Origin of the sequence: Nocardioides humi (genome assembly GCF_006494775.1) — a bacterium.
GTDB lineage: Bacteria > Actinomycetota > Actinomycetes > Propionibacteriales > Nocardioidaceae > Nocardioides > Nocardioides humi.
This window is the reverse complement of record NZ_CP041146.1, coordinates 1,784,160-1,810,751: the sequence shown is the minus strand read 5'-3', so window position 1 is coordinate 1,810,751 and position 26,592 is coordinate 1,784,160. Positions and strand designations below refer to the sequence as shown.

Here is a 26,592-nt window from a genome sequence, read left to right as displayed (position 1 = left end):
TGATCGTCGCTCGAGGGCGACGAAGGGGATCCCGTGGCGTACAGCATCGACATGACCGGCCAGGTGGTGCTCGTGACCGGTGGCGGCCGGGGCGTGGGCGACGGCATCGTGCAGGCCTACCTCGAGGCCGGCGCCGAGGTGGAGATCTGCGGCCGCAGCACCCCCGGGTCGCTGCGCGAGGTCGACGGCCGCACACCGCACTTCGCGCCGGTCGACGTGCGCGAGGCCGACCAGGTCGCGGCCTGGGTCGCGGACGTCGTACGCCGTCGTGGGCGCCTGGACGTCGCCGTCAACAACGCCGGGGGAGCGCCCCATGCGGACTTCGGTGCCGCGTCCGCGCGCTTCCACGCGAAGATCAACGACCTCAACTTCATGTCCGCGGTGTACGTCGCCCTCGCGGCCCACCCGCACCTGCGGGCGGCGCGTGGCTCGATGGTCAACGTCACCTCGATCTCGGCCCGCAGGCCCAGCCCCGGCACGGCGGTGTACGGCGCCGCGAAGGCCGCGCTCGAGAGCCTCACCGGCAGTCTCGGGGTGGAGTGGGCGCCCGACGTCCGCGTCAACGCGGTCAGCTGCGGCCTGGTCGAGACGCCCGGATCGGTCGATCACTACGGCGACGCGGAGCAGTTCGCGCGGGTCGCCGCCACCATCCCGCGGGGCGTCTTCGCCACCCCGCTCGAGGTCGGGCAGGCCTGCGTCCTGCTGTCCTCGCCGCTCGCCGCCCACATCACGGGTGCCGTCCTCAACGTCGACGGCGGCGGCGAGTGGCCCGCCTTCCTGCAGCACACCCCCAACGCCTGAGTCAGGAGCCCTCCGTGCCCGAAGCAGTCATCGTCTCCGCCGCCCGCTCGCCGATCGGCCGCGCCTACAAGGGCTCGCTGCGCGAGCTGCGGCCCGACGACCTGGCCGCGCAGATGGTGGACGCGGCGCTGTCCGCCGTACCCGAGCTGGACCGCGCCGAGGTCGAGGACCTGGTGCTGGGCTGCGCCCAGCCCGCGGGCGAGCAGGGCTACAACCTCGGCCGCATGGTCGCGCTCCGGCTCGGTCTCGACGGCGTGCCCGGCTCCACCGTCCACCGCTACTGCGCGTCGTCGCTGCAGGCCACCCGGATGGCGCTGCACGCGATCCGGGCGGGCGAGGGCGACGTGTTCGTCGCCGCCGGCGTCGAGTGCGTCTCCCGCTTCGAGCGGGGCAAGGCCGACGGCATGCCGGACACCCGGAACCCGCTGTACGCCGCCGCGGCCGAGCGCGCCGCGGCCCGGGCCGCCGCGGGGAGCCGTGGGCCGACCCGCGCTCGGCCGGCGAGCTGCCCGACATCTACATCGCGATGGGCGAGACTGCCGAGAATGTCGCGTCGTACTGCGACGTGCCGCGTGCCGCGCAGGACGCGTACGCCGTGCGCAGCCAGAACCTCGCCGAGGCGGCCGCCGAGCGCGGGTTCTGGAAGACCGACATCACGCCCGTCACCCTCGCCGACGGCACCGTCGTCGACACCGACGACGGCCCGCGCGCCGGCGTGACCCTGGAGAAGGTCGCGTCGATGCAGCCCGTCTTCCGGCCCGACGGCACCGTCACCGCGGCCAACTGCTGCCCGCTCAACGACGGCGCCGCCGCGCTGGTCGTGATGAGCGACGCCCGCGCCGCCCGGCTCGGGATCACCCCGCTGGCCCGGATCGTCTCGACCGGCGTCTCGGCGCTGAGCCCCGAGATCATGGGCCTCGGCCCGGTCGAGGCCAGCCGGCAGGCCATCGCCCGCGCCGGCCTGTCCGTCGACGACATCGACCTGGTGGAGATGAACGAGGCGTTCGCCGCCCAGGTGCTCCCGTGCGTGGACCAGCTCGGTCTCGACCCGGACCGCGTCAACGTCAACGGCGGCGCGATCGCCCTCGGTCACCCGTTCGGCTCGACCGGTGCCCGGATGGCCACGACGCTCATCCACGGGCTGCAGGAGCGGGGCGCCCGGTTCGGTCTCGAGACCATGTGCGCCGCCGGCGGTCAGGGCATGGCGATGGTGCTGGAACGGCTCGGCTGAGCAGGCTCGACCCGGCTGTGGAAGGCATCGCCTCCGCAGCCGGTTCCTCTTTTTCTGACTCCTTGTCAAGAAGATCTCTGGTGTGCCAACTTAGGTTTGCCAAACCTTATCAACGGTCGCTCGGGCGGCCCCGCCCGGACCACGGTCCGGTCCGTTCCCAGGAGATCACCACCGATGACAGCGACAAGGCGCCGCTCGTGGGCGCCGCCCGAGCCCTCCCGCGCCACCACCCGCCGTACCCGACCCGGACGCCTGATCGCCGCGGCGACCGCGGCGGGCGTCGTGCTCGGCCTCCTCGCGACCGGCGCATCGCCGGCGCGGGCGGCCGAGAGCCCGATCACGGGCGCCACCCTGGACTGGGGCATCAAGGCGTCCTTCCGCAACTACATCGAGGGCTCGATCGCGCACGGCTCGATCTCCACCTCCGGTGGGGCGACCCGCAACGCGGACGGCACCTTCCGGTTCGTGGACGGCTCCGGCACCTTCGACGACGAGGGCAACCTGACCGAGCTCTCCTTCGCGGGCACCGTCAGCTTCGACGGTCACGACGGCCAGCTCGACCTCGACATCAGCGACGTCCGCGTCGACCTCAACGGCGACCAGAGCGTCGTACGGGCCGACATGACGAGCAAGGACATGACCTCGGGCGAGGTCGTCGACTACCCCGACGTCGTCGTGGCGACCCTCGACCCCGAGGCCGGCACCTACGCCGGTGAGGACGGCAGCTCGACCTGGTCCGGCATCCCCGCCCGCCTGAGCGCAGCGGGCGCCCCGGCGTTCGGCGGCTTCTACGCCGGTGGCACCGAGCTCGACCCGGTCGCGCTCGGCTACGCCGGGCCGGGTGGTCAGCCGGTCGTCACGACGGAGACCTGGGATCCGCAGGGCCAGCCGTCGTACGCCAACACCAGCGTCCTGCACGACGACTTCCAGGGGACCGGTCTCACCTACGACACCGACCACGACTGGCTGTGGACCCGCAACTACAACACCGGCGAGGTGGTCGCGTTCGATGCGGCGACCTTGGAGAAGGCCGTCGCCGTCACCGTTCCCGGCCAGAACCCGCGCAATGTGGTGTACTCGCCGCAGTTCGACCGGGCGTACGTCATCGACACCGCGGTGACGGTCATCGGCCAGGACGAGGACGGCGACTGGCGGGTCCTCGACACCCTCCCGGTGCCGGGCACGGGTGCGAGCAACGACATCGCGGTCAACCCCGCCACCGGTGAGGTCTGGGCCTCCTGGCAGCAGGGAACGGCCGCCCTCCGCGTCTACACCCTGCAGGCCGACGGCAGCCACACCTACCGCGACGTCGCCTATCCGGACGGGTCGACCCCGGGCACGGTGCTCTTCTCGAGCAACGGTCACGGAGTCGCGATCGGTGCGACCTACCAGGCTCAGGCGGTCGGTGCCTTCCGGATCGTCGGCGACGCCGGTGATGAGACGGTCGAGCCGATCGAGGGTGTCGTCCAGGGAGGCGGATACGGGATCCTCGACGACGGCACGCTGCTGCAGGCGGCGGCCGACTACACCGAGTACCCGACGGTCAAGTATGGCGTGCTGCGCTGGGCGCTCACCGATGACGAGTACGCGTCGGCCGACCCGCTCATCCCGTTCGGGACGAGCCCCGATGTGGGCGGCTTCCAGTCCAGCATCCGCCAGAGCGGCGACCTGCTCGCCCTGGCCAGCTCCAACGGGCGCGAGCTGCGCATGTACCTCCACGGCGCACTGAGCAAGCCCCGCGGCTTCGGTACGACGATCGCCGGGACGGTGGTCCACGACGACGCGGTCTACGTGCTCTCGGCCAACAAGTACGTGCACCGGCTCGAGCTCGACGGGTTCACGCCGCGGCTCGGCGCCGATCCCGCGGACGCGACCGTGACTCTGGACGCCGGCCAGTCCGGGAGGCCGGTGACCTTCGAGGCCGCCCTCGCGGACGGCTCCACCGGCGAGCTGCAGTGGCAGGTCAAGGCGCCCGGTGCGCGGCGCTTCGCCGACGTCGAGGGCGAGACCGGCTCTACGCTCGAGCTGACCGCGGGAGCCGCCGACGACGGCACCCAGGTGCGCGTCGTGGCGACGAACGAGATCGGCACCGTGGTCTCCGAGGTCGCGACGCTCACCGTCCGGGCAGCGCCGTCGATCGTGGCGCCGCCGCGATCGACCACGGTCAGCGCGGGCACCCCGGCCGTCTTCACCACCACCTTCACCGGCCTGCCCGCGCCCGCGCTGGTGTGGGAGCGGCAGGTGAACGGCTTCTGGCAGCCCATCGACGAGGACGACCAGAACTTCGTCGTGGAGGAGGGCTCCCTGATGGTCCCCGACACCGATGTCGCGCAGAGCGGGACCCGGTTCCGGGCGCGGGTGAGCAACGGCGTCGGCACCGTCAGCTCCTCGGCGGCGACGCTGACGGTCAACCCGGCGGTGTCGATCCCCGAGGAGGGGCTGTCGCTGGAGGGCGTGAGCCTGGAGTGGTCGGGCAACCAGGAGGTGCAGTCGGCCCCGCCGTTCGGCGGGTCGAACTACCTCTCGGCCGGCGCCTCCGACGGCGACGAGGCGACCTACCGCGCCGTGGACGGCGATGTCGCCGTCGTGCACCGCGACGCCGCGGGCGCCGAGTCCCCGGCGTCGTACGACACGCGTGCGGCCCAGACCGGCGGCGCGGTGACCCAGCTGGTCCGCCTCTCCGGTGGACACGCGCAGATCGAGGCCGACGGCTCCGCGTCGGTGGAGTGGGACGGCTCGTTCAGCGTCAACTTCTACGGCGGCCTGGTGCCGTTCACGCTCACCGATCCGCACCTGTCCGTGGCCGCCGACGGCACCGGCACGCTGCGTGCCGACCTCTCCGGCTACGCGGCGACCATGGAGAACCCGGACGACCGCACACCGCTCGACCCGGTCGAGGACGTGACCATCGCGACGTACCAGGACGTCGAGCTGGACCCGGCGGGCCGGGTGACCATCACACCCGAGTACGCCGGCGTGGAGCTCGACGTCCCGGCCGGCCAGACCGCGCAGAACCGGAGCGTGACCGGCTGGGGCTCGTGGCCGCAGGAGTTCGTGGACTTCCACTTCGCCACCGGGCTGTCGTCGTACTGGTACTCCTCGGGCGGGGCGGCGGACGCCAAGAAGGCGCCGCTCCCGTCCGTCGTGGACCTCACCGACGCCGAGCAGGGGGCGGGCGCGACCGCGCCGGTGATCACGGGCCAGCCGGCCTCGGTCTCGGCGAAGGTCGGCGACCCGGTCGCGCTCCGCGTCACGGCGACCGGGTCCGGGCTGGCCTACCAGTGGCAGCGCCGGGTCGGCTCGTCGTGGATCTCGGTCGAGGGCGAGACGACGGACCGGCTGGTCATCGCCGCGGCCGAGACCGCTGACGACGGCGCCCGGTTCCGGGTCAGGGTGTCCAACGCCCGGGGCGCGGTCCTCTCCGAGCCGGCGACGCTGTCGGTCGTCTCGGCCGCCCAGCGGGCCACGGTGGGCTTCACCAAGGTGAAGGTGGTCAAGAGGCCCACCCGCAGCGCGCCGGGGCGGATCCGGGTGCGGGTGGCTGCCTCGGACGGCGCTCCCGTCGACGGCAAGGTCAGGGTCGTGCTGAAGAAGGGCGGTGTGAAGAAGAAAGTCAAGGCCAAGGTGGTCGACGGCCGAGCCGTCGTCGCCCTGCCCCGGCTGCCCCGCGGCAGGTGGAAGGTGACGGTGACCTTGAGGGCATCGGCCGCCTACGACCCCGTCACGGCGACGACCAAGGTCAAGGTGACTCGCTAGGACGGATCGATCGAAGGCTCTCGGGCGCCGGGTCACCGGTGCCCGAGAGCCTTCACCTACTTGTTCGCCTTGCGCGCCCGGCTCGCGATCTTGGCGCGCTCGTTCTGGTCGAGGACCACCTTGCGGATCCGGACGGTCTCGGGCGTGATCTCCACGCACTCGTCCTCGCGGCAGAACTCCAGGCACTGCTCCAGCGACAGCCTCTTCGGCGGGATGAGCTTCTCGAAGTTGTCGGAGGTGGCGGACCGGATGTTGGTCTGCTGCTTCTCCTTGGTGATGTTGACGTCCATGTCGTCGGCGCGGGAGTTCTCGCCGACGATCATCCCCTCGTAGACCTCGGTCGAGGGCTCGACGAAGAGCACGCCGCGCTCCTGCAGCGACGTCATGGCGTACGCCGTGGCGGCGCCCGAGCGGTCCGCGACCAGCGAGCCGGAGTTGCGCGAGCGGATCTCGCCCGCCCAGGGGAAGTAGCCCTCCGAGATGTGGTGGGCGATGCCGGTGCCGCGGGTCTCGGTGAGGAAGTCGGTGCGGAAGCCGATCAGCCCCCGCGCCGGCACGACGAACTCCATCCGCACCCAGCCGGTGCCGTGGTTGGTCATGCCCTCCATCCGGCCCTTGCGGTTGGCGAGCAGCTCGGTGATGGTGCCGAGGAACTCCTCCGGGGCGTCGATGGTGAGCCGCTCGAACGGCTCGTGCACCTTGCCGTCGACCTCGCGGGTGACCACCTGCGGCTTGCCGACGGTGAGCTCGTAGCCCTCGCGGCGCATCTGCTCGACCAGGATGGCCAGCGCCAGCTCGCCACGGCCCTGCACCTCCCAGGCGTCGGGCCGCTCGGTGGGCAGCACGCGCAGCGAGACGTTGCCGATCAGCTCGGCGTCGAGGCGGTCCTTGACCAGGCGGGCGGTGACCTTGTGGCCCTTGCCGCCCTTGCCCACCAGCGGCGAGGTGTTGGTGCCGATGGTCATCGAGATCGCCGGCTCGTCGACGTGGATCAGCGGGAGCGCGACCGGGCTCTCCGGGTCGGCGAGGGTCTCGCCGATGGTGATCTCCGGGATGCCGGCGACGGCGACGATGTCGCCCGGCCCCGCGGACTCGCCGGGCTTGCGCTCGAGACCCTCGGTGACCAGCAGCTCGGTGACCTTGACGTTCTTCACGCCGCCGTCGCGCCGCATCCAGGCGACCTGCTGGCCCTTCTTCAGGGTGCCCTGCTTGATGCGGAGCAGCGCGAGGCGGCCGAGGAAGGGGGAGGCGTCGAGGTTGGTGACATGGGCCTGCAGGGGCGCGCCCTCGTCGTACTCGGGGCGGGGATGGTCTCCAGGATGGTGCGGAACAGCGGCTCCAGGCCGTCGCCGTCGGGGAGCGCGCCGTTCTCGGGCTTCTGCAGGGACGCGATGCCGGCCTTGCCGGAGGCGTAGACGACGGGGAAGTCGAGGGCGTCCTGGCTGTGCGAGTCGTCGAGCAGGTCCATGAACAGCTCGTACGTCTCGTCGACGACCTCGTCGATCCGGGCGTCGCCGCGGTCGGTCTTGTTGACCACGAGGATCACCGGCATGTCGGCGTTGAGCGCCTTGCGCAGCACGAACCGGGTCTGCGGCAGCGGGCCCTCGGACGCGTCGACCAGCAGCACGATGCCGTCGACCATCGACAGGCCGCGCTCGACCTCGCCGCCGAAGTCGGCGTGGCCGGGGGTGTCGATGATGTTGATGGTCATCTCGCCGCCGGCGAGCTCCTGCGCGGCCGGGCCCTTGTAGTGGACCGCGGTGTTCTTCGCGAGGATGGTGATGCCCTTCTCGCGCTCCAGGTCGCCGGAGTCCATCACCCGCTCGGCGACGCCCTCGGCCTGGTGGGCGCTGAACGCACCGGCCTGGTGCAGCATCGCGTCGACGAGGGTCGTCTTGCCGTGGTCGACGTGGGCGACGATGGCGACGTTGCGGAGATCGGTACGACGAGTCTGGGACACGAGCGACCAGCCTACTGGCGCTGGACCGTCCCCCTCGCATCGTCGCGGTGGTCCTAGACTCACGCCATGCAGACCATCGGGCTCGTCGGCGGCATGTCCTGGGAGAGCAGCGCGGCGTACTACGAGGCGCTGAACCGCGGCGTCGAGGAGCGGCTCGGCGGCCTGCACTCGGCGAAGACCGTGCTGGCGTCGGTCGACTTCGCCGAGGTCACCGCCCTCCAGGAGGACGAGGACTGGGACGGCGTGGCCGCGATCCTGCGCTCGGCCGCGGAGTCCGTCGAGCGCGCCGGCGCCGACTTCCTCATGCTCTGCACCACCACCTTCCACCGGGTCGCCGAGCAGGTCCAGGACGCCGTCTCCATCCCGCTGCTCCACCTCGGCGACGTCGTCGCGGAGGCGTGCAAGGCCGAGGGAGTCGAGAGCGTCGCCCTCCTCGGCACGAGGTTCGCGATGTCCCGGACCTTCTTCACCGACCGGATCGCCGGCCACGGCCTCGGCGTCCTCGTCCCCGACGCCGCCCACCACGACGAGCTCAACCGGATCATCTACGACGAGCTGGTGCACGGGAAGGTCGTCGACGACTCCCGCCGCGCCGTCGTCGGCATGATCAGCGAGCTGTGGGACGCCGGCGCCGGCGGTGTCATCCTCGGCTGCTCCGAGCTGGAGCTGCTCATCCGACAGGCCGACTCCGAGATCCCCGTCTTCCCCTGCACGACCCTGCACGTCACCGCCGCGCTGGATCGCGCGCTCGGCTGAGGCGGCCGCTGCAGGAATCGCCGCTTCGGCGGTGATTCCCGCGCTTGTTGCCCGTTGCAACGGTCAACAAGCGCAAGAGACGGTCAGGAAGTCCGGTGCACCTTGTGCTGCGCGGCCTGGGCCCGCGGCTTGATCACCAGCTCGTCGATGTTGACGTGCGGCGGCCGGGTGGCGACCCAGGTGATCGCGTCGGCGACGTCGTCGGCGACCAGCGGGTCGGGGACGCCGGCGTACACGGCGTCGGCGCGGGCCTGGTCGCCGTCGAAGCGGACCAGCGAGAACTCCTCGGTGTGCACCATGCCCGGCGCCACCTCGCAGACCCGCACCGGCTGGTCGTAGAGCTCCAGGCGCAGCGTCTCGGTGACGACCTTGGTGCCGTGCTTGGCGGCGGTGTAGCCGGCGCCGCCCTCGTACGCGCTCCGGCCGGCGGTGGAGCCGACGTTGACGATGATCCCCGCGCCGCTGGCGACGAGCGCCGGGAGCAGCGCCTTGGTGACCTGCATCAGGCCGAGCACGTTGACGTCGTACATCCGGCGCCACTCGTCGGCGTCCGCCTCGGCCACCGGCGCGAGGCCGAAGGCTCCGCCGGCGTTGTTGACGAGTACGTCGACCCGCGGGCCGGCAGCCGACGCCAGCGCCGCGACGGACGACTCCGAGGTGACGTCGCAGACCACGGCGCGGCCCCCGATCTCGGTGGCGAGGGCCTCGATCCGGTCGGCGCGGCGGGCGGCGCAGAGGACCTCGAAGCCCGCGCGGGCGAGGTGGCGGGCGGTGGCGGCGCCGATGCCGCTGGAGGCTCCGGTGACGACGGCGATGGGTGTGGTCATGGACTCCATCTTGGTCGATCGGGAATGCCGGGCACACTGGGAGGGTTGACCGATCGACCGGCGTTGCGCGCGCGAGCCAGAGAAGCAGGAGGTGGCATGGGGGAGACGATCGGTCGCGTCGCCATGATCAGCCTCCACACCTCGCCGCTCGACCAGCCCGGCACGGGGGACGCGGGCGGCATGAACGTGTACGTCGTCGAGCTGGCCCGTCGGCTCGCCGACTGCGGCATCGAGGTCGACATCTTCACCCGGGCGACCAGCTCCCGGCTCGACCCCGTCGTCCCCGTCCGCGACGGCGTCACGGTGCACAACGTGCACGCCGGGCCCTTCGAGGGGCTGACCAAGGACCAGCTGCCCGGCCAGCTCTGCGTGTTCGCCCGCGAGGTGCTGCGCGAGGAGGCGGCCCAGCCGGCCGGCCACTTCGACGTCGTCCACTCCCACTACTGGCTCTCCGGCCAGGTCGGCGCGCTCGCCCGCGACCGCTGGGGGGTGCCCCTGGTCCACTCGATGCACACCATGGCGAAGGTCAAGAACGAGGCCCTCGCCGCCGGCGACACCCCCGAGCCGCAGGCCCGCGTGATCGGCGAGGAGCAGGTGGTGGACGCCGCCGACGTGCTCATCGCCAACACCGACCTCGAGGCCAAGCAGCTGATCAACCTGTACGACGCCGACCCGGGCCGGGTCGAGGTCGTCCACCCGGGCGTCGACACCGAGGTCTTCCGGCCGTTGACCCGCGCCGAGCAACGCCTGGCCCGCCGCGAGCGGGACCTCGCCGACGACGCCCTCGTGCTGCTCTTCGCCGGCCGGATCCAGCCGCTCAAGGCCCCCGACGTGCTGCTGCGCGCGGTCGCCGAGCTGCTCGTGCGCCGCCCCGACCTCCGCCCGCGGCTGGTGGTCCCGGTCGTCGGCGGCCCCTCCGGCACCGGCCTGGAGCGCCCCGCCGCGCTGGCCAATCTGGCCGCCGAGCTCCACATCGACGACGTCGTGCGGTTCGTGCCGCCGGTACCGCAGCCCGAGCTCGCGGGCTGGTACGCCGCGGCCACGCTCGTCGCCGTCCCGTCCTACAACGAGTCCTTCGGCCTGGTCGCCGCCGAGGCGCAGGCCTCCGGCGCCCCCGTCGTCGCCGCGGCCGTGGGCGGCCTGACGACCGTCGTCCGGGACGGTCACAGCGGCCTGCTCGTCGACACCCACGACCCCGCGACTGGGCCCGCGCGCTGGAGCGGGTCGTCGCCGATCCCGGCCTCCGGGACCGGCTGGCCGACGGCGCCCTCGCCCACGCCCGGCAGTTCTCGTGGGAGGCGACCGCCGCCCACACGGTGGAGGTCTACGAGCGGGCGCACGCACTGCTCCGACAGGAGGCACGCGTCGGATGACGAACCCGGCGGACGTCGTACGCACCTGGCTCGAGGACAACGAGATCGCCTTCGAGGAGACCGAGGAGCGCACGTTCGGCTTCTCGCTCCCCGGCGAGCGCAAGCTGCAGACGCCGGTCCGCCTCGACCTCGGCCCCCACGCGCTCGGCGTGCACGCCTTCGTCTGCCGCCGTCCCGACGAGGAGTTCGAGCGCGTCTACCGGTGGCTGCTCGAGCGGAACATGCGGATGTACGCCGTCGCGTTCGGCCTCGACCGCCACGGCGACATCTACCTCGACGCCCGCCTCCCGCTCTCGTCGGTCACCCCGACGACCTGGACCGGCTGCTCGGCTCGGTGCTGGAGTACGCCGACTCCGCGTTCAACACCATCCTCGAGCTCGGCTTCGAGTCGTCCATCCGCAAGGAGTGGGCGTGGCGGATCGAGCGGGGCGAGTCCACCGCCAACCTGGAGGCGTTCCGGGGGTGGCTGGAGGCCGACCGGCAGGACTGATGTCGGTGGCCCGGCCTACCGTCGTGGTCATGACGAGCATCGCCGAGCGCCGCGCCGCCTTCCGCGCCCTCCACGAGCAGGGCTGCTTCCTGCTGCCGAACCCGTGGGACCGCGGCTCCGCGCGCTACCTCGAGAGCCTCGGCTTCGCCGCGCTGGCGACCACGAGCTCCGGAGCGGCCTGGAGCCGTGGTCGGCCCGACGGCTCGGCGACGCGCGACGAGGCGCTCGACCACCTCGCGGACATCGTCGCCGCCACCGGCCTGCCGGTGAACGCCGACTTCGAGAACGGGTACGCCGAGACCGCCGACGACGTCGCCACCAGCGTGGCCCTCGCCGTGGAGACCGGCGTCGCGGGCCTGTCCGTGGAGGACGCGGCCGGCGGCGAGCTCTACGACCTCGACGTGGCGGTGGAGCGGCTGGCCGCGGCCCGGGAGGCGATCGACGCCAGCGGCCACGACGTACTCCTCGTCGGGCGCGCCGAGGGCTTCATCGCGGGCCGCCCCGATCTGGCCGACGTGCTCGACCGGCTGCGGGCGTACGCCGCCGCCGGCGCCGACTGCCTCTATGCACCCGGCGTCAGCGCCCCGGCGGACGTCGCCGCGGTGGTGGCGGCGGTCGCCCCCAAGCCGGTCAACCTGCTCGTCGGCGGCCCGAGCCCGCGGACCCTCGCGGAGATCGCCGGGCTCGGCGTGCGCCGGGTCAGCGTCGGCGGTGCGCTGGCGCGGGCGGCCTGGGGCGGGCTCGGGCGCGCTGCCGCTGGCCTCGTGGAGGGCCGGTTCGACGGCTTCGACGGCGCGGTCCCCGGTCCGGATCTCGACGCGCTCTTCGGCACGCTGCGGTAGCGGGCGCGACCGGAGGCGGACCGGCCGGGCCGATCCGCCTCCTTGTCCCCACGTGTCCCCGCTTCTCGCTTCGTCAGCGACGGACCTTCCACTTCGCCACCGCGGGCGTGCTCTCGACGACGCCGGAGGCGCCGACGGTACGGACCCGGACCCGGTGCTTGCCGGGCTTGAGCTTCTTCACGGTGAGCGGTGAGACGCAGGCCTTCCACACCTTCTTGTCCACCTTGCACTCGAAGGTCACGTTGGCCTTGTCGGCGGTGAAGGCGATCGTGGCCTTCTTCTTCTTGCTGACCTTCTTGGGCTTGCTGGTGATGGTGGTGTCGCCGGGGGTGTCGTCCGTGGTGATCGTCAGCGTGAACCCGCCCGCCAGCTGGCCGACGTCGCCGGCGGCGTCGTCGGTCACGAAGAGCGTCCAGGTGCCGTTGGCGTCGCGCCCGTTGAACGTCGACAGCGTGTCGACGATGGTCGTCCCGACCGGGGCGGTGTCGCCCGTGCCGACATTGGTCGGCCGGTAGGAGCCCGTCGGGCACGGCCCGGCCGGCGGCATGCTGGTCCCCGCCTGGTCGTCGATCGTCAGGAAGGCCCCGGCCAGGGGCGTGCCGCCGCCTCCGCAGGTGTCCGACATCAGCCGGACGACCTCGGTGGACCCCGGCGCCTGGAGGAAGATGTCCAGATCGGCGGGGAACGTGTGGAACACGTTGTTGAGGACGACGTCGACGTCGGTGATCGTGCCGGGCAGGTTGGCGACGTTGACCGTCGCCACGCTCGTGCTGAGGCTGGCGACGGGGATCGCCGGCGGGTGGGTGACGGTCCGAACGCCCGCCTGGGCGGGGCTTGCGGTGCTGAGGCCGGTGAGGCCTCCGAGGGCGATGACGCCCGCGGTCGTCAGGATGAGACGGCGCATGGCTGGTCCTTCCGGGAGAGGTACTGACAGGGGACGGACCCGCCAGCGCACCCCGGTGATACCGGCTCTTCGATCAGCCCGGTCCCGCGTCCCCGGCATGGCGGAGGCGGGCCGCCTGCCGGGTGAGGTGCTCCAGCTCCGCGGCGTTCGTCGCCCGCTCCGCGGCCAGTGCATAGCGGCGGGCGGCCTCCGCACGGTCGCCGGCCCGCTCGTGCAGCCAGGCCGCGACGGCGTCGCGCCGCGGCAGGTCCGCGGGCAGCCCCTCGACCTGGCGCAGGCCGGCCAGCGGGCCGTCGACCTCGCCCACCGCGACCGCGCGGTTGAGCGCCACCACCGGGCTCGGGGCCAGCCGGAGCAGCTCGTCGTACCACTCCAGGATCTGCGGCCAGTCGGTCTCCTCCGCGCTGGCCGCGTCGTCGTGGAGCGCGGCGATCGCGGCCTGGGCCTGGTACTCGCCGAGCGCGTCGCGGGCCAGCGCGTCCTGCAGCACGCGGACCCCCTCCGCGACCAGCGCGGTGTCCCACAGCGAGCGGTCCTGCTCGGCGAGCGGCACCACCGCGCCCGAGGGAGTACGCCGCGCGCGCCGGCGCGCGTGGTGCAGCAGCATCAGCGCCAGCAGGCCGTCGACCTCGGGGTCGTCGGTCGCGGCCGCGAGCTGCCGGGTGAGCCGGATCGCCTCCTCGGCGAGGTCGACGGTTCCGGTGAAGCCCTCGTTGAAGATCAGGTAGAGCACCCGCAGCACCGCGCCCACCTCGCCCGGCCGGTCGAAGCGCTGTCCGCCGACGGTGCGCTTGGCGCGGGTGATCCGCTGCGCCATCGTCGCCTCCGGCACCAGGAACGCCTCCGCGATCTGGGCGGTGGTGAGCCCGCCGACGGCGCGCAGGGTCAAGGCGATCGCCGAGGCCGGGGTGAGCGCGGGGTGGCAGCAGCGGCTGAGCAGGAGCAGCGTGTCGTCGGCCTGCTCGGAGGGGCCCGGCTCGGGCTCGAGATGGACCCGCAGCTCGCGCCGCTCGCGGGCGTACGCCGAGCGCTGGGCGTCGAGCAGCTTGCGGCCGGCGACCTTCACCAGCCAGGCCCGCGGATGGTCCGGGCGGTCCTCCGGCCAGTGCCGCAGCGCCTCGATCAGCGCCTCCTGGACGGCGTCCTCGGCCGCCGCGAAGTCGGCTCCGCGGCGGACGAGGACCCCGAGGACCTGCGGGGTGAGATCGCGCAGCAGCGCGCCCAGGTCCGACTCGTCCTCGGTCATTCGGTGACGACCGGCGGCTCGCCGTAGAACGGGCGCACCTCGATCCACTCGTGGATCGGCCGGCCGCCGGGACCCGGCGCCGACGACAGCCGCGCAGCGGCCTCGTAGGCCCGCTCCTGGCTGTCGACGTCGATGACCATCCAGCCGGCGATCAGGTCCTTGGTCTCCGCGAACGGCCCGTCGGTGACCGGGGGCCGGCCCTCGCCGTCGTACCGCACGAACGTGCCCTCGGGGGAGAGCGCCTGCTCGTCGACGAACTCACCCCGCTCGCGCAGCTCGTCGGCGACCAGCCGCATGAACTCGATGTGAGCGGTGACCTCCTCCGGCGTCCACTGGTCCATCGGGACGAGGTCGTCCTTCGCGATCGCGTGGTCGCCGCGGTAGTGCTTGAGCAACAGGTACTTCGCCATCGTGCATCTCCTTGGGTCCGAGACGGCCATCTTGCCGCCTTCCACCCCTGGGACGGAGCCGCCGACGGCTTCTCGACATGGTCCGGTGGAAAAGTCGGCGACGATGTCGGAGGCGGTCCCTAGAGTCCTCCCGTGACGAAGCGCGGATGGTCGCTGTTCCTGGCGATGTGCCTGATCTGGGGGCTGCCCTACCTGTTCATCCGGATCGCGGTGGAGCACGTCTCCCCGGCCGGGCTGGTCTTCCTGCGCACGGCGCTCGCGGCGCTGGTGCTCCTCCCGGTGGCGCTCGTACGCCGCGAGGTCGGCGCCGTGCTCGCCCGCTGGCGGCCGCTGGCGCTGTTCGCCGTCATCGAGATCATGGTCCCGTGGGTGCTGCTGGGGCATGCCGAGCAGCGGATCTCCTCCTCGTTGGCCGGCCTCCTGGTCGCGGCCGTCCCGCTGTTCGGGGCGCTGGCGTTCCTGGTGACCAGCCACGCGGAGCGGTTCACCGCCGCCCAGAGCGTCGGCCTGGTGCTCGGGTTCGCGGGTGTGGCGTGCCTGGTCGGCCTCGACATCGGCCACATCGACGTGCTCGCCGTCGCCGAGATGCTGGGCGTGGCGGTCTGCTACGCGACCGGCCCGCTGATCCTGGCCCGGTGGTTCGCCGACCTGTCCGGCCTCGGGGTGATGGCGTGCGCGCTCACCCTGACCGCGGTCGTCTACTCCCCGTTCGGGGTGCTCGACCCGCCGACCGACCTGCCCGCGAAGGTCTGGCTGAGCATCGTCGTCCTCGGCCTGGTGTGCACCGCGCTGGCGTTCGTGATCTTCCTCGACCTGATCAAGGTCGCCGGCCCGACCCGGTCGACGATCATCACCTACGTCAACCCCGCGGTGGCGATCCTGCTGGGCGTCCTGCTCCTCGACGAGCGGCTCACGACCGGCATGCTCGTGGGCTTCCCGCTGATCCTGGTCGGCTGCGTGGTCGCCGCCGGCGGCCGGGCCGCGGAGGCCGACGCGACGACCGTCGCGAGCACGGAGCCCGCGGCCGACGTGGTGATCGAGGTCGACGCTCAGGGCTCCTGACCCGGCACGACCGGGGCCGCGACGGGCCGCCGGGTGGGGGAGCGCCGCGCCACGCCGACGCCGAGCAGCGCGAGCACGCCGCCGGCGTACGCGACGAGGGGCGGGACCTCGTCGAGGAGCAGCAGGCCCATCACGATCGTGAGCGGCGGCACCAGGTAGGTCGTCACGCCCAGGGCGGAGGCCGTCATGTGCCGCAGGGCGTAGGCGTAGGTCGTGAAGGCGATCGCCGTCGGGAACACGCCGAGGTAGACCAGCCACAGCGAGGACGACACCGGTGCGTCCCGGGCCTCGGCGACGAGCCGCCCCGCCCACGGCAGGCAGGTGACGACGCCGACCGTGCACGCCAGCCAGGTGACGTGGACGGCGGAGAGGTCGGCGACGAGCGGCTTCTGCAGGATCACGCTGATCGAGTACGCCGCCGCCGGGACCAGGCACAGCACCACACCGAGGAGGTCGCCGGTGCTCTCGCCACCGGAGGTCGACAGGCCGATCACGACGACCCCCGAGAACGCCAGGGCCAGGCCGGCGGCGAGCTGCGCGGTGAAGCGCTCGCCGAGGAACAGGGCGGCCAGCACCGCGATCAGGACCGGGGAGACCTGGATCAGCATCGACGCCGTCCCGGCGTCGACGCGTTGCTCGCCGGCGTTGAGCGAGAGGTTGTAGATCCCGAACCACAGCACGCCGATCGTGACGATCGAGAGCCACTGCCCGCGGCTCGGGCGCGGCAGCCCCTGGGCGAGGGCGACCGGGGCGAGCGCGACGGCGCCCGCCGCCAGCCGGCCCAGGGACAGGGCGCCGGCCGAGAAGTCGTGGGCGAGGTGCCGGATGCCGACGAACGCGCTGGCCCACAGCACGAGCGTCACGCCGACCGCGGCGAGCGGGAGCAGCCCGGCGGTGCCGGTCCGATCGGTCCCATCGGTCTCGGTCGGGATGTCGGGCACCCGCCCACCGTAGGGGTCGGGTGCCGCGACGGTCGCGCGATTTTCCGACGTCGAATCAGACGTCGAACTTGTAGCCCAGGCCGCGGACGGTGACGAGGAACTTCGGCTCGCTCGGCTCCGGCTCCAGCTTGGCCCGCAGCCGCTTGACGTGGACGTCGAGCGTCTTGGTGTCGCCGACGTAGTCCGACCCCCACACCCGGTCGATGAGCTGCCCGCGGGTCAGCACCCGGCCCGGGTTGCGCAGGAACATCTCGAGCAGCTCGAACTCCTTGAGCGGCAGCCGCTGCTCGGTGCCGTCCACGGTGACGACGTGCCGCTCGACGTCCATCCGCACCGGACCGGCCTCGAGGGTGTCCGGCAGCAGCTCGTCGCCGATGCCGCGGCGGAGCACCGCGCGGATCCGGGCGACCAGCTCGCGCGGGGAGTAGGGCTTGGTGACGTAGTCGTCCGCGCCGAGCTCGAGCCCGACGACCTTGTCGACCTCGTCGTCCTTGGCGCTCACCATGATCACCGGGACGTTGGAGGTCTGGCGGATGGTGCGGCACACCTCGGTGCCGGGGATGCCCGGCAGCATGAGGTCGAGCAGCACGATGTCGGCGCCGTTGCGGTCGAACTCCTTGAGCGCCTCGTTGCCGTCGGCGGCGATGGCGACCTCGAACCCCTCCTTGCGGAGCAGGTACGCGAGCGCGTCGCTGTAGCTCTCCTCGTCCTCGACGACAAGTACCCGGGTCATGCGTCCTCCTGATCCTTCGTGCGTCCGCCCGGCGCTTCCGGGGTGGGCGCGAGCGGCGCGAGCCGCAGGTACGGCCCGTCCGCCTCGTGGTGCGGGTGCTGCGGCAGGACGAGGGTGAAGGTCGAGCCCTGCCCCTCCACCGACCAGACCCGCACCTCGCCGCCGTGGGTGGCGGCCACGTGCTTGACGATCGACAGCCCCAGACCGGTGCCGCCGGTCGAGCGGTGCCGGGCCGGGTCGACCCGGTAGAACCGCTCGAAGATGCGCTCGACCTCGCGCTCGGGGATGCCGATGCCCTGGTCGATGACGGAGATCTCCACGTTGTGGCCGACCCGCTTGCGGGTGACGACGACGCGGGAGTTCGGCTCGGAGTAGGCCACGGCGTTGGCCACCAGGTTGGAGACCGCGGCGCCGACCTGCTTCTCGCTGCCGAGCACCTTCAGGCCCTCCTCGCCCTCGGCGATGACCTGGATGTCCTTGGCGCCGGCGTTCATGTCGACGAAGTCGACCGCCGAGGCGACCACGTCGTCGATCGACACCGGCACCGGCGAGTCGAGGGGCTCGTCGCCCTGCAGCCTCGAGAGCTCGATGATCTGTTGGATCAGCCGCGAGAGCCGGTCGCTCTCGGTGAGCATGCGGGAGGCGAAGCGGTAGACGGCGTCGGGGTCGTCCGCGGCGTCCTGGACCGCCTCGGCGAGCAGCCGGATCGCGCCGATCGGCGTCTTGAGCTCGTGGCTGACGTTGGCGACGAAGTCGCGTCGTACCGCGTCGACCTGGCGCTCGCGGGTCCGGTCCTCCACCAGCGCCAGGACCAGCCGCGAGCCCAGCGGCGCGACGCGGGCGGTCACATGGCGCGGCGCCCCGGCCGCGCGCGGCACGATCAGCTCGGTCTCGCGGATCTGCCCGTCGCGGCGTACCTGCCGGATCAGCACGCCGAGCTCGTCGGAGAGCAGCGTGGTCCCGCGGACGAAGCCCATGGCGTACGCCGGCGCGGAGGCCTTGACGACCGCGTCCGACTCGTCGACGACGACCGCGCTGCTGCGCAGCACCGACAGCACCGCCGCGACACCGTCGGGCACGAGCGGCTCCTCGGGCATCTGGTAGACACGCTGCTGGCGGTCGCTGAGGTGCCATGCGAGCATGGCGCCACCCGCCACGAGGGCGCCGAGGAGCGCGGCCACGAAGGCCTGCGTCGTCGGATCCACATCTCGATCGTACGGCGCGCGCGGGGTCCCGCTCAGAATCCCGGCGGCCGTGCTTCGCGATGTTCACCCCCCGTTCACCGCAACTCGCTTGATGGACACCTCGCCTCCGTAGGCTCGGCGTCATGCGTGATGCCTACACCGACCAGCTCGACGCGATCTTCGACGACCTCGCCGGCATCTCCCGCCGGGTCCAGGTCGCGGTCGGGGAGGCCACCGAGGCCCTGATGACCGGCGACTCCTCGATCGCGGAGCGGGTCATCAGCAACGACGCCGAGATCGACCGCGCGCGGGAGCAGGTCGAGGACTCCGCCTTCGCCCTGCTCTCCCTCCAGCAGCCGGTCGCCGGCGACCTGCGGACCATCGTCGCCGCGCTGCGCATGGTCGCCGAGCTCGAGCGGATGGGCGACCTGTCCGTCCACGTCGCCAAGATCGCCCGCCTGCGGGTCCCCGACGTCGCCGTCCCCGACGAGGTCCGCCCCACCTTCGAGCGGATGGCCGCCGTCGCCGAGGACATGGTCGCCCGGGTCACCGAGGTCATCGCCGGCCGCGACGTCGAGGCCGCGATCGCCCTCGGCCGCGACGACGAGGAGATGGACCAGCTCCGCCGCCGCAGCTTCACCGAGCTGCTCTCCGGCGAGTGGGCCCACGGCGTCGAGGCCGCCGTCGACCTCGCCCTGCTCGGCCGCTACTACGAGCGGATCGCCGACCACGCCGTCTCGGTCGCCAACCGGGTCATCTTCGTCGTCACCGGCCACAACCCGGCTCCCGCCGCCTGAGCCCCCGCTCCGCGGGGGTCGTGTGCCTGAGAACGCGGATATCCGGGTCCTCAGGCACACGACCGCACGACGAGGGGGCGCACGCCGAGGGCGATGAGGTCGCGGGCCACCTCGCCCGGCTCGTGGCGCACCTCGAACGCGGACGCCCGTACGACGACCCGGTCGGGCGTCGTGAGCCGGCGTGCCCGACGCAGGTCGGCCGTCCACTGCGCCACCTCCATGTGGAACGATCCATCGACCTCGAGCACCAGCGCGCGGCCACCCGGCAGCGGCCACTCGCAGTCGGTCCAGCGCCGGCGGCCGGCGGAGTCGAGCCGACTGCGCTGGCGAGTCGGCTGAGGGATGCCGTAATTGCGGCAGAGCCGCGCGATGTCGCGCTCGGCGCCCGAGTGGACGCCGCCCTCCACGTCGCGCAGCATCCGGCGGAATCCCGCCGCGCGCCGCAGCGGCCGGAGCTGCTCGGTCCAGGTGATCAGCCGCGAGGCAGTGGTCAGGCGCTGCTGGACCGCCGCCGCGAGTGCGCCGTGGGCGGCGCGGAGCGAGGCGTCGTACCCGGACCACAGGAGCAGCGCCGGCTCGAGCCGGCTGGAGGGGATGCCCGGGCGGGGGTCGCGGAGCAGGTCGAACGGGGCGTCGTGAGCGGAAGAAGCGGATGCCGTCGACCGGCTCGAACGACAGCTCGTCGTCGACCAGCACGGTCACGTCGTGGCGGTCCCATCCCTGCAGGCCGTGACGCGCGGCGGCGGTCAGGCCGCCCAGCAGGCTGCGTGGACCGGCGTGGAGCACGCCGAGCCAGCGTCGTTGCTCGACAGTGAGCTCACCTGTCGTGGTACTGAGGACCCGGGGCGACCGCGCGGCCCACCGGCCGGCTCGGACCTGGCGCTCGACCTGGTCCCAGTCGACGCCGAGCGCGGTCAGCTGGCGGCGGGCGAGCATGTCAGATTGGCGGGCGGCGAGATCCTGGACGTCCGGGCGCATCCCCGAGGCCTGCCCTCGGGCGGGGTCGGGCCGAACCTCGGCTTCCGGTTCTCCACAGGTACGCCCGCTCGCGCTGGGTCGTGTGCCTGAGACCCCGGATATCCGCGCTCTCAGGCACACGACCCCCGCAGAGCGGGGGTCAGCGCCCCTGGTTGGCGACGGCGGCGGCGGCCTCGGCGGCCGCCTCGGGGTCGAGGTACCGGCCACCGGGGACGGTGGGGGCGAGGGTGCTCTCGTCGAGCTCGTAGACCAGCGGCATCCCGGTGGGGATGTTGAGGCCGGCGATGTCGGCGTCGCTGATCTGGTCGAGGTGCTTCACGATCGCGCGCAGGCTGTTGCCGTGGGCGGCGATGAGGACGGTGTGGCCGGCGCGGAGGTCCGGCACGATCCCGGCGTCCCAGTAGGGGAGCAGCCGCTCGATGACCTGCTTGAGCGCCTCCGTGCGGGGGAGCTCGTCGCCGAGGTCGGCGTAGCGGGGGTCGCCGGCGGGGGAGTACTCGTCGTCGTCGGCCAGCGGGGGCGGGGGGACGTCGAAGGAGCGGCGCCAGAGCATGAACTGCTCCTCGCCGTACTCGTCCTTGACCGCCTTCTTGTCCTTGCCCTGCAGTGCGCCGTAGTGGCGCTCGTTGAGGCGCCAGGAGCGGCGGACGGGGATCCAGTGCCGGTCGGCGGCGTCGAGCGCCAGCGCGGCGGTGTTGATCGCCCGGCGCTGCAGCGAGGTGTGGACGACGTCCGGCAGGATGCCGGCCTCCCGGAGGAGCTCGCCGCCGCGGACCGCCTCGCCGCGGCCCTGCTCGGTCAGGGCGACGTCGACCCATCCGGTGAAGAGGTTCTTCGCGTTCCACTCGCTCTCGCCGTGGCGGAGCAGGACCAGCGTGAACGTCATCAGTGCGCGCTCTCGGGCTCGGGCGCCTGGTCGGCGCAGTTGAAGGTGGCGTCGCCGGTCTCCTCGGCGTGCGCCTCGTCGCCCTCCTCCTCGGCGGCGACGTCGGCGGCCTCGCCGTCGGTCGCCTTCGCGGAGGCCGACCGGTCCTCGCTGGGGAGGTCGGTGGGGACCTGGGTGTACTGGAAGCAGGGCTTGACGACCGGTACGTCGAGGCTGAGCGTCGTACCGTCGCTGAACGTCAGCTCGAGCGGCACGACGTCGCCGGCCGTGAAGTCGCCGGTGAGCGGGACCACGGCGGCGGTGGCCAGGTTGACCGTGCCGCGGCCCGCGACCTCGACCGGCTCGAACGCGCCGGCGGTGATGCCCGCGGACGACGACACGGCGTCGAGCGACGCGGTCTCGCGCAGGTTGTTGGACAGCGAGCCGATCAGCCGGCCCTCGCCCTGCGCCGTCGCGAGCACCCGGATGCCGAGCGCGTCGACGTCGCCGCTGCGGTCGTTGACGCCCCCGGCGATGGTGTTGACCCGGTCGGTGGGGTAGTCGAACCCGCAGCCGCCGAGGGCCGTGGCGGGAACGACCGCCAGCAGCAGTCCGGCGAGCGCGGATCGGCGCAGGTGGGGCATGTCGGCGGGCCTCCGGGTCGGATCGGTTCAGTGCGCGAGCGGGCTCACTCTAGCGTCGGTCAGCGGCTGAGGCCGACCCGGGCACCGGCCACCACGAGCAGGACCACGATGACGACGGTGTAGAGCGTCGAGAGCGCCAGCAGCCGGGTCGCGCCGAGCTTGAGGCCGAGCTTGAGCGGCAGGTAGGTCCAGCCGTCCTCGTGGTCCGCCACCAGCCCCCACACGGCCCGCATGAAGTGGATCCCGACGCCCAGCAGCGCGGCGAGCACCACGATCGAGGTCTCCGGGGCGCTGCCGACCGCCTTGCCGCCCCAGCCGCCCCAGGAGAGGTACGCCGGCAGCAGGGCGTACGACGCCGCCCACGACCACCAGGACCAGAACCCGGTCCGCAGCACGACATTGCCGAGCATGGCCACCGCCACCGAGCCGACGTAGAAGGCGCCCGCCCGCACGCCGGTCGTCGTCGCGAGCGGGATGAGCAGCAGGAAGGCGACCACGATGGCGTACCACGCGGTGCCGACCTCGAGGCGGCCCGCCGCGATCGGCTTGCCGGTCAGGCCGTGCGCCTGGTCGCGCTGGCGATCGACGATGTCGTTGTGCCAGCCGAGGATGGTCTGGCCGACGAGCACCGTCACCAGGACCACGCCGGCCTCCCGCGCCGGGCGCCCGGCCACCGCGGCGACCAGGCCCATCGCGAGCGCGGTGGTGATCGCCTGCTTGGCGTGCGCGGCCTGCAGCAGCTGGAGGGGTACGACGTCCGCCGGCTCCCGGCCGCCGAGCAGCCAGCCGCTCAGGCCGGACCGCTCCGGGACGTGCGGCAGCGGGGGGCGCTCGTCGTCCAGGTCCGGGTCCTCGGGCTCCGCGTCGTCGGGCTCGGGGGTCTCCGCCTCCGGTTCCTCGGTCTCCTCGGTCTCCTCGAGCGCGTCGAGCTCGGGCTCCTCGTCGAGCGTGGGCTCCTCCTCGGCGGCCACCTCGTCGACCTCGTCGAGCTCCACCTCGAGGGTCTCCGCGGCGCTCTCGTCGAGGACGTCCTCGGGAGCCTCCGCGGAGAGGGTGTCCTCCCCGGCAGAGCGGCCGCGCCGCCAGCGCTGCATCTTCGCCATGGCGAGCAGTATTGACCACCGCCGAGCCGTGTGGGGGCGGGCCCGCCGATCGGGCGCCCACTCGCCGGGGACCGGTCGCGGCCCGTCGCCACCACAGGTTCGGTCACTTGTCAAGCCGGTGATTGTGCCCCTGACCTGCGCAAACGCATTCGGAGAGTCGTCGATCCCGTGGTAAGATAGGTCACCCTAGGAAGGGGTTTTGCTCATATGACTTTCACCGTCGGCGAAACGGTCGTCTACCCCAATCACGGGGCCGCGGTCATCGAGAACATCGAGATGCGGACGATCAAGGGCCAGGAACGGCAGTACCTCGTGCTTCGGATTGTCGCCCAGCAGGACCTCGTGGTCCGTGTGCCGGCCGACAACCTCGATCTCGTGGGTGTTCGGGATGTCGTGGACAAGGACGGGCTGGACCGGGTTTTCGGGGTGCTCCGTGCCGAGCACGTCGAGGAGCCGACCAACTGGTCGAGGCGCTACAAGGCGAACCTCGAGAAGCTCCACAGTGGCGACGTCATGAAGGTGGCCGAGGTCGTCCGCGACCTGTGGCGCCGCGAGCGCGACCGCGGCCTGTCCGCGGGCGAGAAGCGGATGCTGGCCAAGGCCCGCCAGATCCTGGTCTCCGAGCTCGCCCTGTGCGAGAACACCAACGAGGACAAGGCCGAGACCATCCTCGACGAGGTACTCGCCTCGTAGGCAGCTTGACACCAACGACGGCGTCATACGGTGGGTTCCGATGAACCCACATCCGTATGACGCCGTCGACATCTCCGCCCCCGTCTCCGGGATCGTGGTGGAGGAGGGCCGTGGCGCCCTGCCGTTCCACCTGATCCACGGCGAGTCGCTCGTCGCCTCCGCGGCCTGGGCCGCCGGCGAGGCCGGGATCGACCTGCTCGACCAGACCGTGCCCTGGGAGGTCGTCGTCGAGCGCGGCGAGCCGCTGGTCCTGCACGACCCGCTGTGCCCGATGACGCCGCCGGACTTCCTGCGCCGGTGCGCCGAGCGGGCCGCCGTCGAGGACCGGGTCGTGGTCGGCGTGCGCCCGGTGACCGACACCGTCAAGGAGGTCCGCCCCGCCGAGGGCGGGGAGGCGGTCGGCGCCACGGTGGACCGCGACGCCCTCGTCGCCGTCTGCTCCCCGGTCGTGCTGCCGGCGTCCCTGGTCGCGGACCTGCTGGGCGAGGGCGGCTCGCTGCCCTCGATCGACTTCGTCGAGCTGGTGGCCGAGCTGCGCCGACGGTACGGCGCCGAGCGGGTCCAGCTCGTCGAGGCCCCGCCCCAGGCCCGCCGGGTCGCCTCCGACGACGACCTCGCGGTGCTCGCCGCCCTCACCGAGCCGCGCTAGAACCCGCCCGTCCCAGCAGGCGGTCCGCCACCTGCAGGTCCTCGGCGAAGGTCACCTTGAGGTTGCCGGGCCCGGACGGCACCGCCCGCACCTCGTGCCCCGCGGGCGCGAACTCCGTGAACGTCGCCGCGGTGTCGGTGCCGTCGAAGCCCGCCTCGGCCGCGGCCGCGTAGGCCGCCAGCAGGGGAGCGGCCCGGAACGCCTGCGGCGTCGCGACGCCCACCAGCCGGGCGCCGCGGCCGCCGGGCGCCGGTGCCGCCGCCGGGTCGCGGGGGCCAGGCCGGCCAGCTCGTGCGTGGGTACGGCGCCGCCGTACCGCCGCGCCGTGGCGATCGCCTGCTCGAACAGCTCCGCCCCTGCCAGCGGCCGCGCGCCGTCGTGGATCGCGACCACGTCGACGCTCCCGTCGGCCACCCGCGGGGCCAGGGCGGTGAGCGCCGCCTGCTCGGAGTCCTGGCGGGTCGCGCCGCCCTCGACGAGCAGCACCTCCCGCTCGCCGATCACCGGGAGCAGCGCCGCCCCGGCGTCGGCGCGCTCGCCGGGCCGGTGGACGACCACGACCGGGTCGACGTCCGGCACCTCCAGCGCGGTCCGGACCGACCACGCCAGCACGGGCCGTCCGCGCAGCGGCAGCAGGATCTTGTTGACCTCGGCGCCGACGCGGCTGCCGCTCCCGGCGGCGAGGACGACGACGGCGGCGGTCGGGGGAGTCGTCACCCCGCGAGGGTAGCCAGCGCCGGGGTCAGGCGCGGGCGCGGTGCCGCCCCCGGCGTACGACGTCCTCCCGCGGCTGGTCCGCGAGCCGGGACAGGGCCCGGTCGACCAGCACGAACAGCTCGCCGCTGACCAGCTCGCGGCGCTCGAACGGCAGGTAGTGGCCGGCGTCCGGGGCGACGAGGAGCCGGGCGCCGCGGATGCCGCGGGCGATCTTGCCGGCGTGCTCGGGCGGGGTGAGCAGGTCGCGGGTGCCGACGAGGACGGTGGTCGGGATGTCGTCGAACGCGGCGAGGTTCCCGATCCGGTCGTGGCTCATCATGTCCTTGAAGAAGCCGGACATGGTCTCGGGCCAGGCGTGCACGAGCTGGTCGACGACATGCGCGACGTCGCGGGAGCGGGCCGGGCGGCCGAACAGGAACCGGCGGGCGATCTGGCGCTCGATGGTGGGGAACTTCTCCCGGCGGCTGAGGCTGAGCATCCGCGACCGGTTGGCGAGGATGAACGGCAGCCGGTCGCGCAGCACCGCCCCGGCCATCGCGGGCAGGCCGAGCGTCACCTGGGAGAGCTCGCCGCTCGTCGTGCTGACGAACAGGGCGCCGACGATCCGCGGCATCAGGTCGGGCCGCTCCTCCGGGATCGCCGTGATCGTCATGCCGCCGACCGAGTGGCCGGCGACGACCAGCGGCCCGTCCGGGGCGTAGGTGTCGACCACGAGGCCGAGGTCGCGGGCCAGGTGGGGGATGGTGCAGGCGGCCTCGGGCGCGCGGTCGGACTGCCCGTGCCCGCGGTGGTCCCAGGTCACGACGCGGATGTCGCGGCCGTACCGCGCCAGCAGGTCGGTCACCTGGTAGTGCCAGTCCGACTCCTCGGCGGTCCAGCAATGCGAGAGCAGCACCGTCAGCGGTGCGTCGTCCCGGCCCCGCACGGTCACGTGGATCCGCAGGCCGTCCTCGGTGATCACGGTGTGGTCGGACATCGGTACCCCCTCGCTGAGTCGCCCCACCCTGCCCCGTGATCCGCCGACGTGGCAGGTTCTGTGCGACGGGGTGTCACGCTACACAGGCGCGGCCCGTTCAGGCTCAGGTCCGCGCGAGCTCGGCTTCGTACGCTTCGCGCAGCTCGTCGAAGGCCGACCGGGTTCCCTCCGGTCGGGGGATGCCGAGATGCTGGTGGCGCAGCTCATCCATGAAGCGATCCCAGAACTCGGGCCCGCCGCGCTCGAGGAGCTCGGCACGGACCGACAGCTCGCGGCTCACCGGGAGGTGGCGACGGCCCCATGCGCCGAGGTGCGCGAGCACCGGCACCAGCTGGATCGCCGGCTCGGCGAGGCTGTACAGCACCTTCTGCTTGTGGCTGGGATCGGGTGCGCGAGTGATCATGCCCAGCTCGACGAGGCGCTGCAGCCGGTCGGCCAGGATGTTGGAGGCGATGCCCTCGTCGGAGTTCGCGAGGAGCACGTTGAAGTGCCGCCGGTTGCCGAACATCATGTCCCGGACCACGATCAACGACCACTTGTCGCCGAACACCTCGAGGGAGAGGTTGATCGGGCACCCGGAGCGCCGTTCCATCGACGCCACCTCCTCCCGCCAGGACAGACCACTTGCAGACTACAACTGGATTTCCTACGATG

At 72.8% G+C, this 26,592-nt stretch carries 23 protein-coding genes and 5 pseudogenes; 12 read left to right on the top strand and 16 right to left on the bottom strand.

Going from position 1 to position 26,592, the window contains the following annotated elements; genetic code table 11:
- The first annotated feature begins 33 nt into the window (after window positions 1-33).
- From FIV44_RS08955 to FIV44_RS08945, 4 genes and pseudogenes are all read left to right on the top strand, one after another.
- Window positions 34-801, top strand: a complete 768-nt coding sequence (locus tag FIV44_RS08955; protein WP_141004133.1) for an SDR family oxidoreductase — start codon at window positions 34-36, stop codon at window positions 799-801.
- A pseudogene (locus FIV44_RS33960) lies at window positions 765-1,139 on the top strand (thiolase family protein); the annotation flags it as partial. The gene FIV44_RS08955 and the pseudogene FIV44_RS33960, both read left to right, overlap by 37 nt.
- 188 nt (window positions 1,140-1,327) lie before the next feature.
- Window positions 1,328-2,032 (top strand): acetyl-CoA C-acyltransferase, encoded by a 705-nt coding sequence (locus tag FIV44_RS33955; RefSeq protein ID WP_425465161.1) that lies wholly within the window; start codon window positions 1,328-1,330, stop codon window positions 2,030-2,032.
- Between the two features lie 174 nt (window positions 2,033-2,206).
- A complete protein-coding gene (locus FIV44_RS08945; RefSeq protein ID WP_141004132.1) occupies window positions 2,207-5,788 on the top strand; it encodes an HtaA domain-containing protein in 3,582 nt (1,193 codons plus the stop codon).
- A 56-nt stretch (window positions 5,789-5,844) separates the two neighbouring features.
- On the opposite strand, the pseudogene typA reads toward FIV44_RS08945, so the two are convergent.
- Window positions 5,845-7,748 (bottom strand): annotated as a pseudogene (typA, locus tag FIV44_RS08940) (translational GTPase TypA).
- 66 nt (window positions 7,749-7,814) lie between these two features.
- Between typA and FIV44_RS08935 the strand changes: the two are divergent.
- On the top strand, window positions 7,815-8,504 hold the full coding sequence (locus tag FIV44_RS08935) for an aspartate/glutamate racemase family protein (RefSeq protein WP_141004131.1): 690 nt from the start codon (window positions 7,815-7,817) through the stop codon (window positions 8,502-8,504).
- Between the two features lie 83 nt (window positions 8,505-8,587).
- On the opposite strand, the gene FIV44_RS08930 is transcribed toward FIV44_RS08935, so the two are convergent.
- On the bottom strand, window positions 8,588-9,331 hold the full coding sequence (locus FIV44_RS08930) for an SDR family NAD(P)-dependent oxidoreductase (RefSeq protein ID WP_141004130.1): 744 nt from the start codon (window positions 9,329-9,331) through the stop codon (window positions 8,588-8,590).
- A gap of 24 nt (window positions 9,332-9,355) precedes the next feature.
- On the opposite strand from FIV44_RS08930, the pseudogene mshA reads away from it, so the two are divergent.
- From mshA to FIV44_RS08915, 3 genes and pseudogenes are all read left to right on the top strand, one after another.
- Window positions 9,356-10,471: pseudogene (gene mshA, locus FIV44_RS08925) on the top strand (D-inositol-3-phosphate glycosyltransferase); the annotation flags it as partial.
- Window positions 10,472-10,700: 229 nt separating this feature from the next.
- A pseudogene (locus FIV44_RS32015) lies at window positions 10,701-10,952 on the top strand (YbjN domain-containing protein); the annotation flags it as partial.
- Window positions 10,953-11,223: 271 nt separating this feature from the next.
- Window positions 11,224-12,036, top strand: a complete 813-nt coding sequence (locus FIV44_RS08915) for an isocitrate lyase/PEP mutase family protein (protein ID WP_219996356.1) — start codon at window positions 11,224-11,226, stop codon at window positions 12,034-12,036.
- A gap of 73 nt (window positions 12,037-12,109) precedes the next feature.
- Here FIV44_RS08915 and FIV44_RS08910 read toward each other — a convergent pair whose 3' ends face one another.
- From FIV44_RS08910 to FIV44_RS08900, 3 genes are all read right to left on the bottom strand, one after another.
- Window positions 12,110-12,940 (bottom strand): hypothetical protein, encoded by an 831-nt coding sequence (locus FIV44_RS08910; protein ID WP_141004128.1) that lies wholly within the window; start codon window positions 12,938-12,940, stop codon window positions 12,110-12,112.
- 73 nt (window positions 12,941-13,013) lie between these two features.
- Complete coding sequence (locus FIV44_RS08905; protein WP_141004127.1) at window positions 13,014-14,186, bottom strand: RNA polymerase sigma factor; 1,173 nt, start codon at window positions 14,184-14,186, stop codon at window positions 13,014-13,016.
- The gene (locus FIV44_RS08900) at window positions 14,183-14,596 is read right to left on the bottom strand and encodes a YciI family protein (RefSeq protein ID WP_141004126.1); all 414 of its coding nucleotides are present in this window, start codon (window positions 14,594-14,596) and stop codon (window positions 14,183-14,185) included. Before FIV44_RS08900 ends, FIV44_RS08905 begins: the two co-directional genes overlap by 4 nt.
- A gap of 132 nt (window positions 14,597-14,728) precedes the next feature.
- Between FIV44_RS08900 and FIV44_RS08895 the strand changes: the two genes are divergently transcribed.
- Window positions 14,729-15,658: a DMT family transporter gene (locus FIV44_RS08895; protein WP_141004125.1), complete on the top strand. Its 930-nt coding sequence runs from the start codon at window positions 14,729-14,731 to the stop codon at window positions 15,656-15,658.
- Here FIV44_RS08895 and FIV44_RS08890 read toward each other — a convergent pair.
- From FIV44_RS08890 to FIV44_RS08880, 3 genes are read right to left on the bottom strand one after another with little or no spacing between them, the layout of a single operon-like run.
- Entirely contained in the window at window positions 15,646-16,599 is a 954-nt protein-coding gene (locus tag FIV44_RS08890; RefSeq protein ID WP_141004124.1) for a DMT family transporter, read from the bottom strand. The genes FIV44_RS08895 and FIV44_RS08890 overlap by 13 nt on opposite strands.
- A gap of 55 nt (window positions 16,600-16,654) precedes the next feature.
- Complete coding sequence (locus FIV44_RS08885; protein ID WP_141004123.1) at window positions 16,655-17,332, bottom strand: response regulator transcription factor; 678 nt, start codon at window positions 17,330-17,332, stop codon at window positions 16,655-16,657.
- Window positions 17,329-18,537 carry a sensor histidine kinase gene (locus FIV44_RS08880; protein ID WP_219996355.1) on the bottom strand — a complete coding sequence of 403 codons (1,209 nt, stop codon included), beginning with the start codon at window positions 18,535-18,537 and terminating at the stop codon, window positions 17,329-17,331. Before FIV44_RS08880 ends, FIV44_RS08885 begins: the two co-directional genes overlap by 4 nt.
- A 122-nt stretch (window positions 18,538-18,659) precedes the next feature.
- Between FIV44_RS08880 and phoU the strand changes: the two genes are divergently transcribed.
- On the top strand, window positions 18,660-19,313 hold the full coding sequence (gene phoU, locus FIV44_RS08875; protein ID WP_141004122.1) for a phosphate signaling complex protein PhoU: 654 nt from the start codon (window positions 18,660-18,662) through the stop codon (window positions 19,311-19,313).
- A 50-nt stretch (window positions 19,314-19,363) separates the two neighbouring features.
- Here the strand turns inward: phoU and FIV44_RS08870 are convergent, their stop codons facing one another.
- The 4 genes from FIV44_RS08870 to FIV44_RS08855 form a co-directional block, all read right to left on the bottom strand.
- A complete protein-coding gene (locus FIV44_RS08870) occupies window positions 19,364-19,732 on the bottom strand; it encodes a hypothetical protein (RefSeq protein WP_141004121.1) in 369 nt (122 codons plus the stop codon).
- 698 nt (window positions 19,733-20,430) lie between these two features.
- Window positions 20,431-21,177, bottom strand: coding sequence for a phosphoglyceromutase (locus FIV44_RS08865; protein ID WP_141004120.1), 747 nt, complete (start codon window positions 21,175-21,177; stop codon window positions 20,431-20,433).
- Complete coding sequence (locus FIV44_RS30355) at window positions 21,177-21,800, bottom strand: copper chaperone PCu(A)C (RefSeq protein WP_181411061.1); 624 nt, start codon at window positions 21,798-21,800, stop codon at window positions 21,177-21,179. Before FIV44_RS30355 ends, FIV44_RS08865 begins: the two co-directional genes overlap by 1 nt.
- Before the next feature lie 59 nt (window positions 21,801-21,859).
- Entirely contained in the window at window positions 21,860-22,903 is a 1,044-nt protein-coding gene (locus FIV44_RS08855; protein ID WP_141004119.1) for a UbiA family prenyltransferase, read from the bottom strand.
- A 207-nt stretch (window positions 22,904-23,110) separates the two neighbouring features.
- Here FIV44_RS08855 and FIV44_RS08850 point away from each other — a divergent pair, with 207 nt between their 5' ends.
- Both FIV44_RS08850 and FIV44_RS08845 read left to right on the top strand, forming a co-directional pair.
- Window positions 23,111-23,596, top strand: a complete 486-nt coding sequence (locus FIV44_RS08850; protein ID WP_028654642.1) for a CarD family transcriptional regulator — start codon at window positions 23,111-23,113, stop codon at window positions 23,594-23,596.
- A gap of 40 nt (window positions 23,597-23,636) precedes the next feature.
- Window positions 23,637-24,245, top strand: a complete 609-nt coding sequence (locus FIV44_RS08845; protein ID WP_141004118.1) for a 2-C-methyl-D-erythritol 4-phosphate cytidylyltransferase — start codon at window positions 23,637-23,639, stop codon at window positions 24,243-24,245.
- On the opposite strand, the gene FIV44_RS33100 is transcribed toward FIV44_RS08845, so the two are convergent.
- The 4 genes and pseudogenes from FIV44_RS33100 to FIV44_RS08830 form a co-directional block, all read right to left on the bottom strand.
- Entirely contained in the window at window positions 24,229-24,468 is a 240-nt protein-coding gene (locus tag FIV44_RS33100) for a 2-C-methyl-D-erythritol 4-phosphate cytidylyltransferase (protein WP_281285816.1), read from the bottom strand. The two genes, FIV44_RS08845 and FIV44_RS33100, sit on opposite strands and share 17 nt — an antisense overlap.
- Before the next feature lie 98 nt (window positions 24,469-24,566).
- Window positions 24,567-24,962 (bottom strand): annotated as a pseudogene (locus FIV44_RS33095) (IspD/TarI family cytidylyltransferase); the annotation flags it as partial.
- A gap of 25 nt (window positions 24,963-24,987) precedes the next feature.
- A complete protein-coding gene (locus tag FIV44_RS08835) occupies window positions 24,988-25,938 on the bottom strand; it encodes an alpha/beta fold hydrolase (protein WP_141004117.1) in 951 nt (316 codons plus the stop codon).
- Between the two features lie 103 nt (window positions 25,939-26,041).
- On the bottom strand, window positions 26,042-26,530 hold the full coding sequence (locus FIV44_RS08830; protein WP_141004116.1) for a winged helix-turn-helix transcriptional regulator: 489 nt from the start codon (window positions 26,528-26,530) through the stop codon (window positions 26,042-26,044).
- Window positions 26,531-26,592: the final 62 nt, after the last annotated feature.

Coding starts and splice junctions, on each gene's coding strand:
- FIV44_RS33955 (WP_425465161.1), top strand. CDS start 1,328: ATGGGCGAGACTGCCGAGAATGTCGCGTCGTACTGCGACGTGCCGCGT.
- FIV44_RS08945 (WP_141004132.1), top strand. CDS start 2,207: ATGACAGCGACAAGGCGCCGCTCGTGGGCGCCGCCCGAGCCCTCCCGC.
- FIV44_RS08935 (WP_141004131.1), top strand. CDS start 7,815: ATGCAGACCATCGGGCTCGTCGGCGGCATGTCCTGGGAGAGCAGCGCG.
- FIV44_RS08930 (WP_141004130.1), bottom strand. CDS start 9,331: ATGACCACACCCATCGCCGTCGTCACCGGAGCCTCCAGCGGCATCGGC.
- FIV44_RS08915 (WP_219996356.1), top strand. CDS start 11,224: ATGACGAGCATCGCCGAGCGCCGCGCCGCCTTCCGCGCCCTCCACGAG.
- FIV44_RS08910 (WP_141004128.1), bottom strand. CDS start 12,940: ATGCGCCGTCTCATCCTGACGACCGCGGGCGTCATCGCCCTCGGAGGC.
- FIV44_RS08905 (WP_141004127.1), bottom strand. CDS start 14,186: ATGACCGAGGACGAGTCGGACCTGGGCGCGCTGCTGCGCGATCTCACC.
- FIV44_RS08900 (WP_141004126.1), bottom strand. CDS start 14,596: ATGGCGAAGTACCTGTTGCTCAAGCACTACCGCGGCGACCACGCGATC.
- FIV44_RS08885 (WP_141004123.1), bottom strand. CDS start 17,332: ATGACCCGGGTACTTGTCGTCGAGGACGAGGAGAGCTACAGCGACGCG.
- phoU (WP_141004122.1), top strand. CDS start 18,660: ATGCGTGATGCCTACACCGACCAGCTCGACGCGATCTTCGACGACCTC.
- FIV44_RS08870 (WP_141004121.1), bottom strand. CDS start 19,732: ATGCTGCGCGACGTGGAGGGCGGCGTCCACTCGGGCGCCGAGCGCGAC.
- FIV44_RS08865 (WP_141004120.1), bottom strand. CDS start 21,177: ATGACGTTCACGCTGGTCCTGCTCCGCCACGGCGAGAGCGAGTGGAAC.
- FIV44_RS30355 (WP_181411061.1), bottom strand. CDS start 21,800: ATGCCCCACCTGCGCCGATCCGCGCTCGCCGGACTGCTGCTGGCGGTC.
- FIV44_RS08855 (WP_141004119.1), bottom strand. CDS start 22,903: ATGGCGAAGATGCAGCGCTGGCGGCGCGGCCGCTCTGCCGGGGAGGAC.
- FIV44_RS08850 (WP_028654642.1), top strand. CDS start 23,111: ATGACTTTCACCGTCGGCGAAACGGTCGTCTACCCCAATCACGGGGCC.
- FIV44_RS08845 (WP_141004118.1), top strand. CDS start 23,637: ATGAACCCACATCCGTATGACGCCGTCGACATCTCCGCCCCCGTCTCC.
- FIV44_RS08835 (WP_141004117.1), bottom strand. CDS start 25,938: ATGTCCGACCACACCGTGATCACCGAGGACGGCCTGCGGATCCACGTG.
- FIV44_RS08830 (WP_141004116.1), bottom strand. CDS start 26,530: ATGGAACGGCGCTCCGGGTGCCCGATCAACCTCTCCCTCGAGGTGTTC.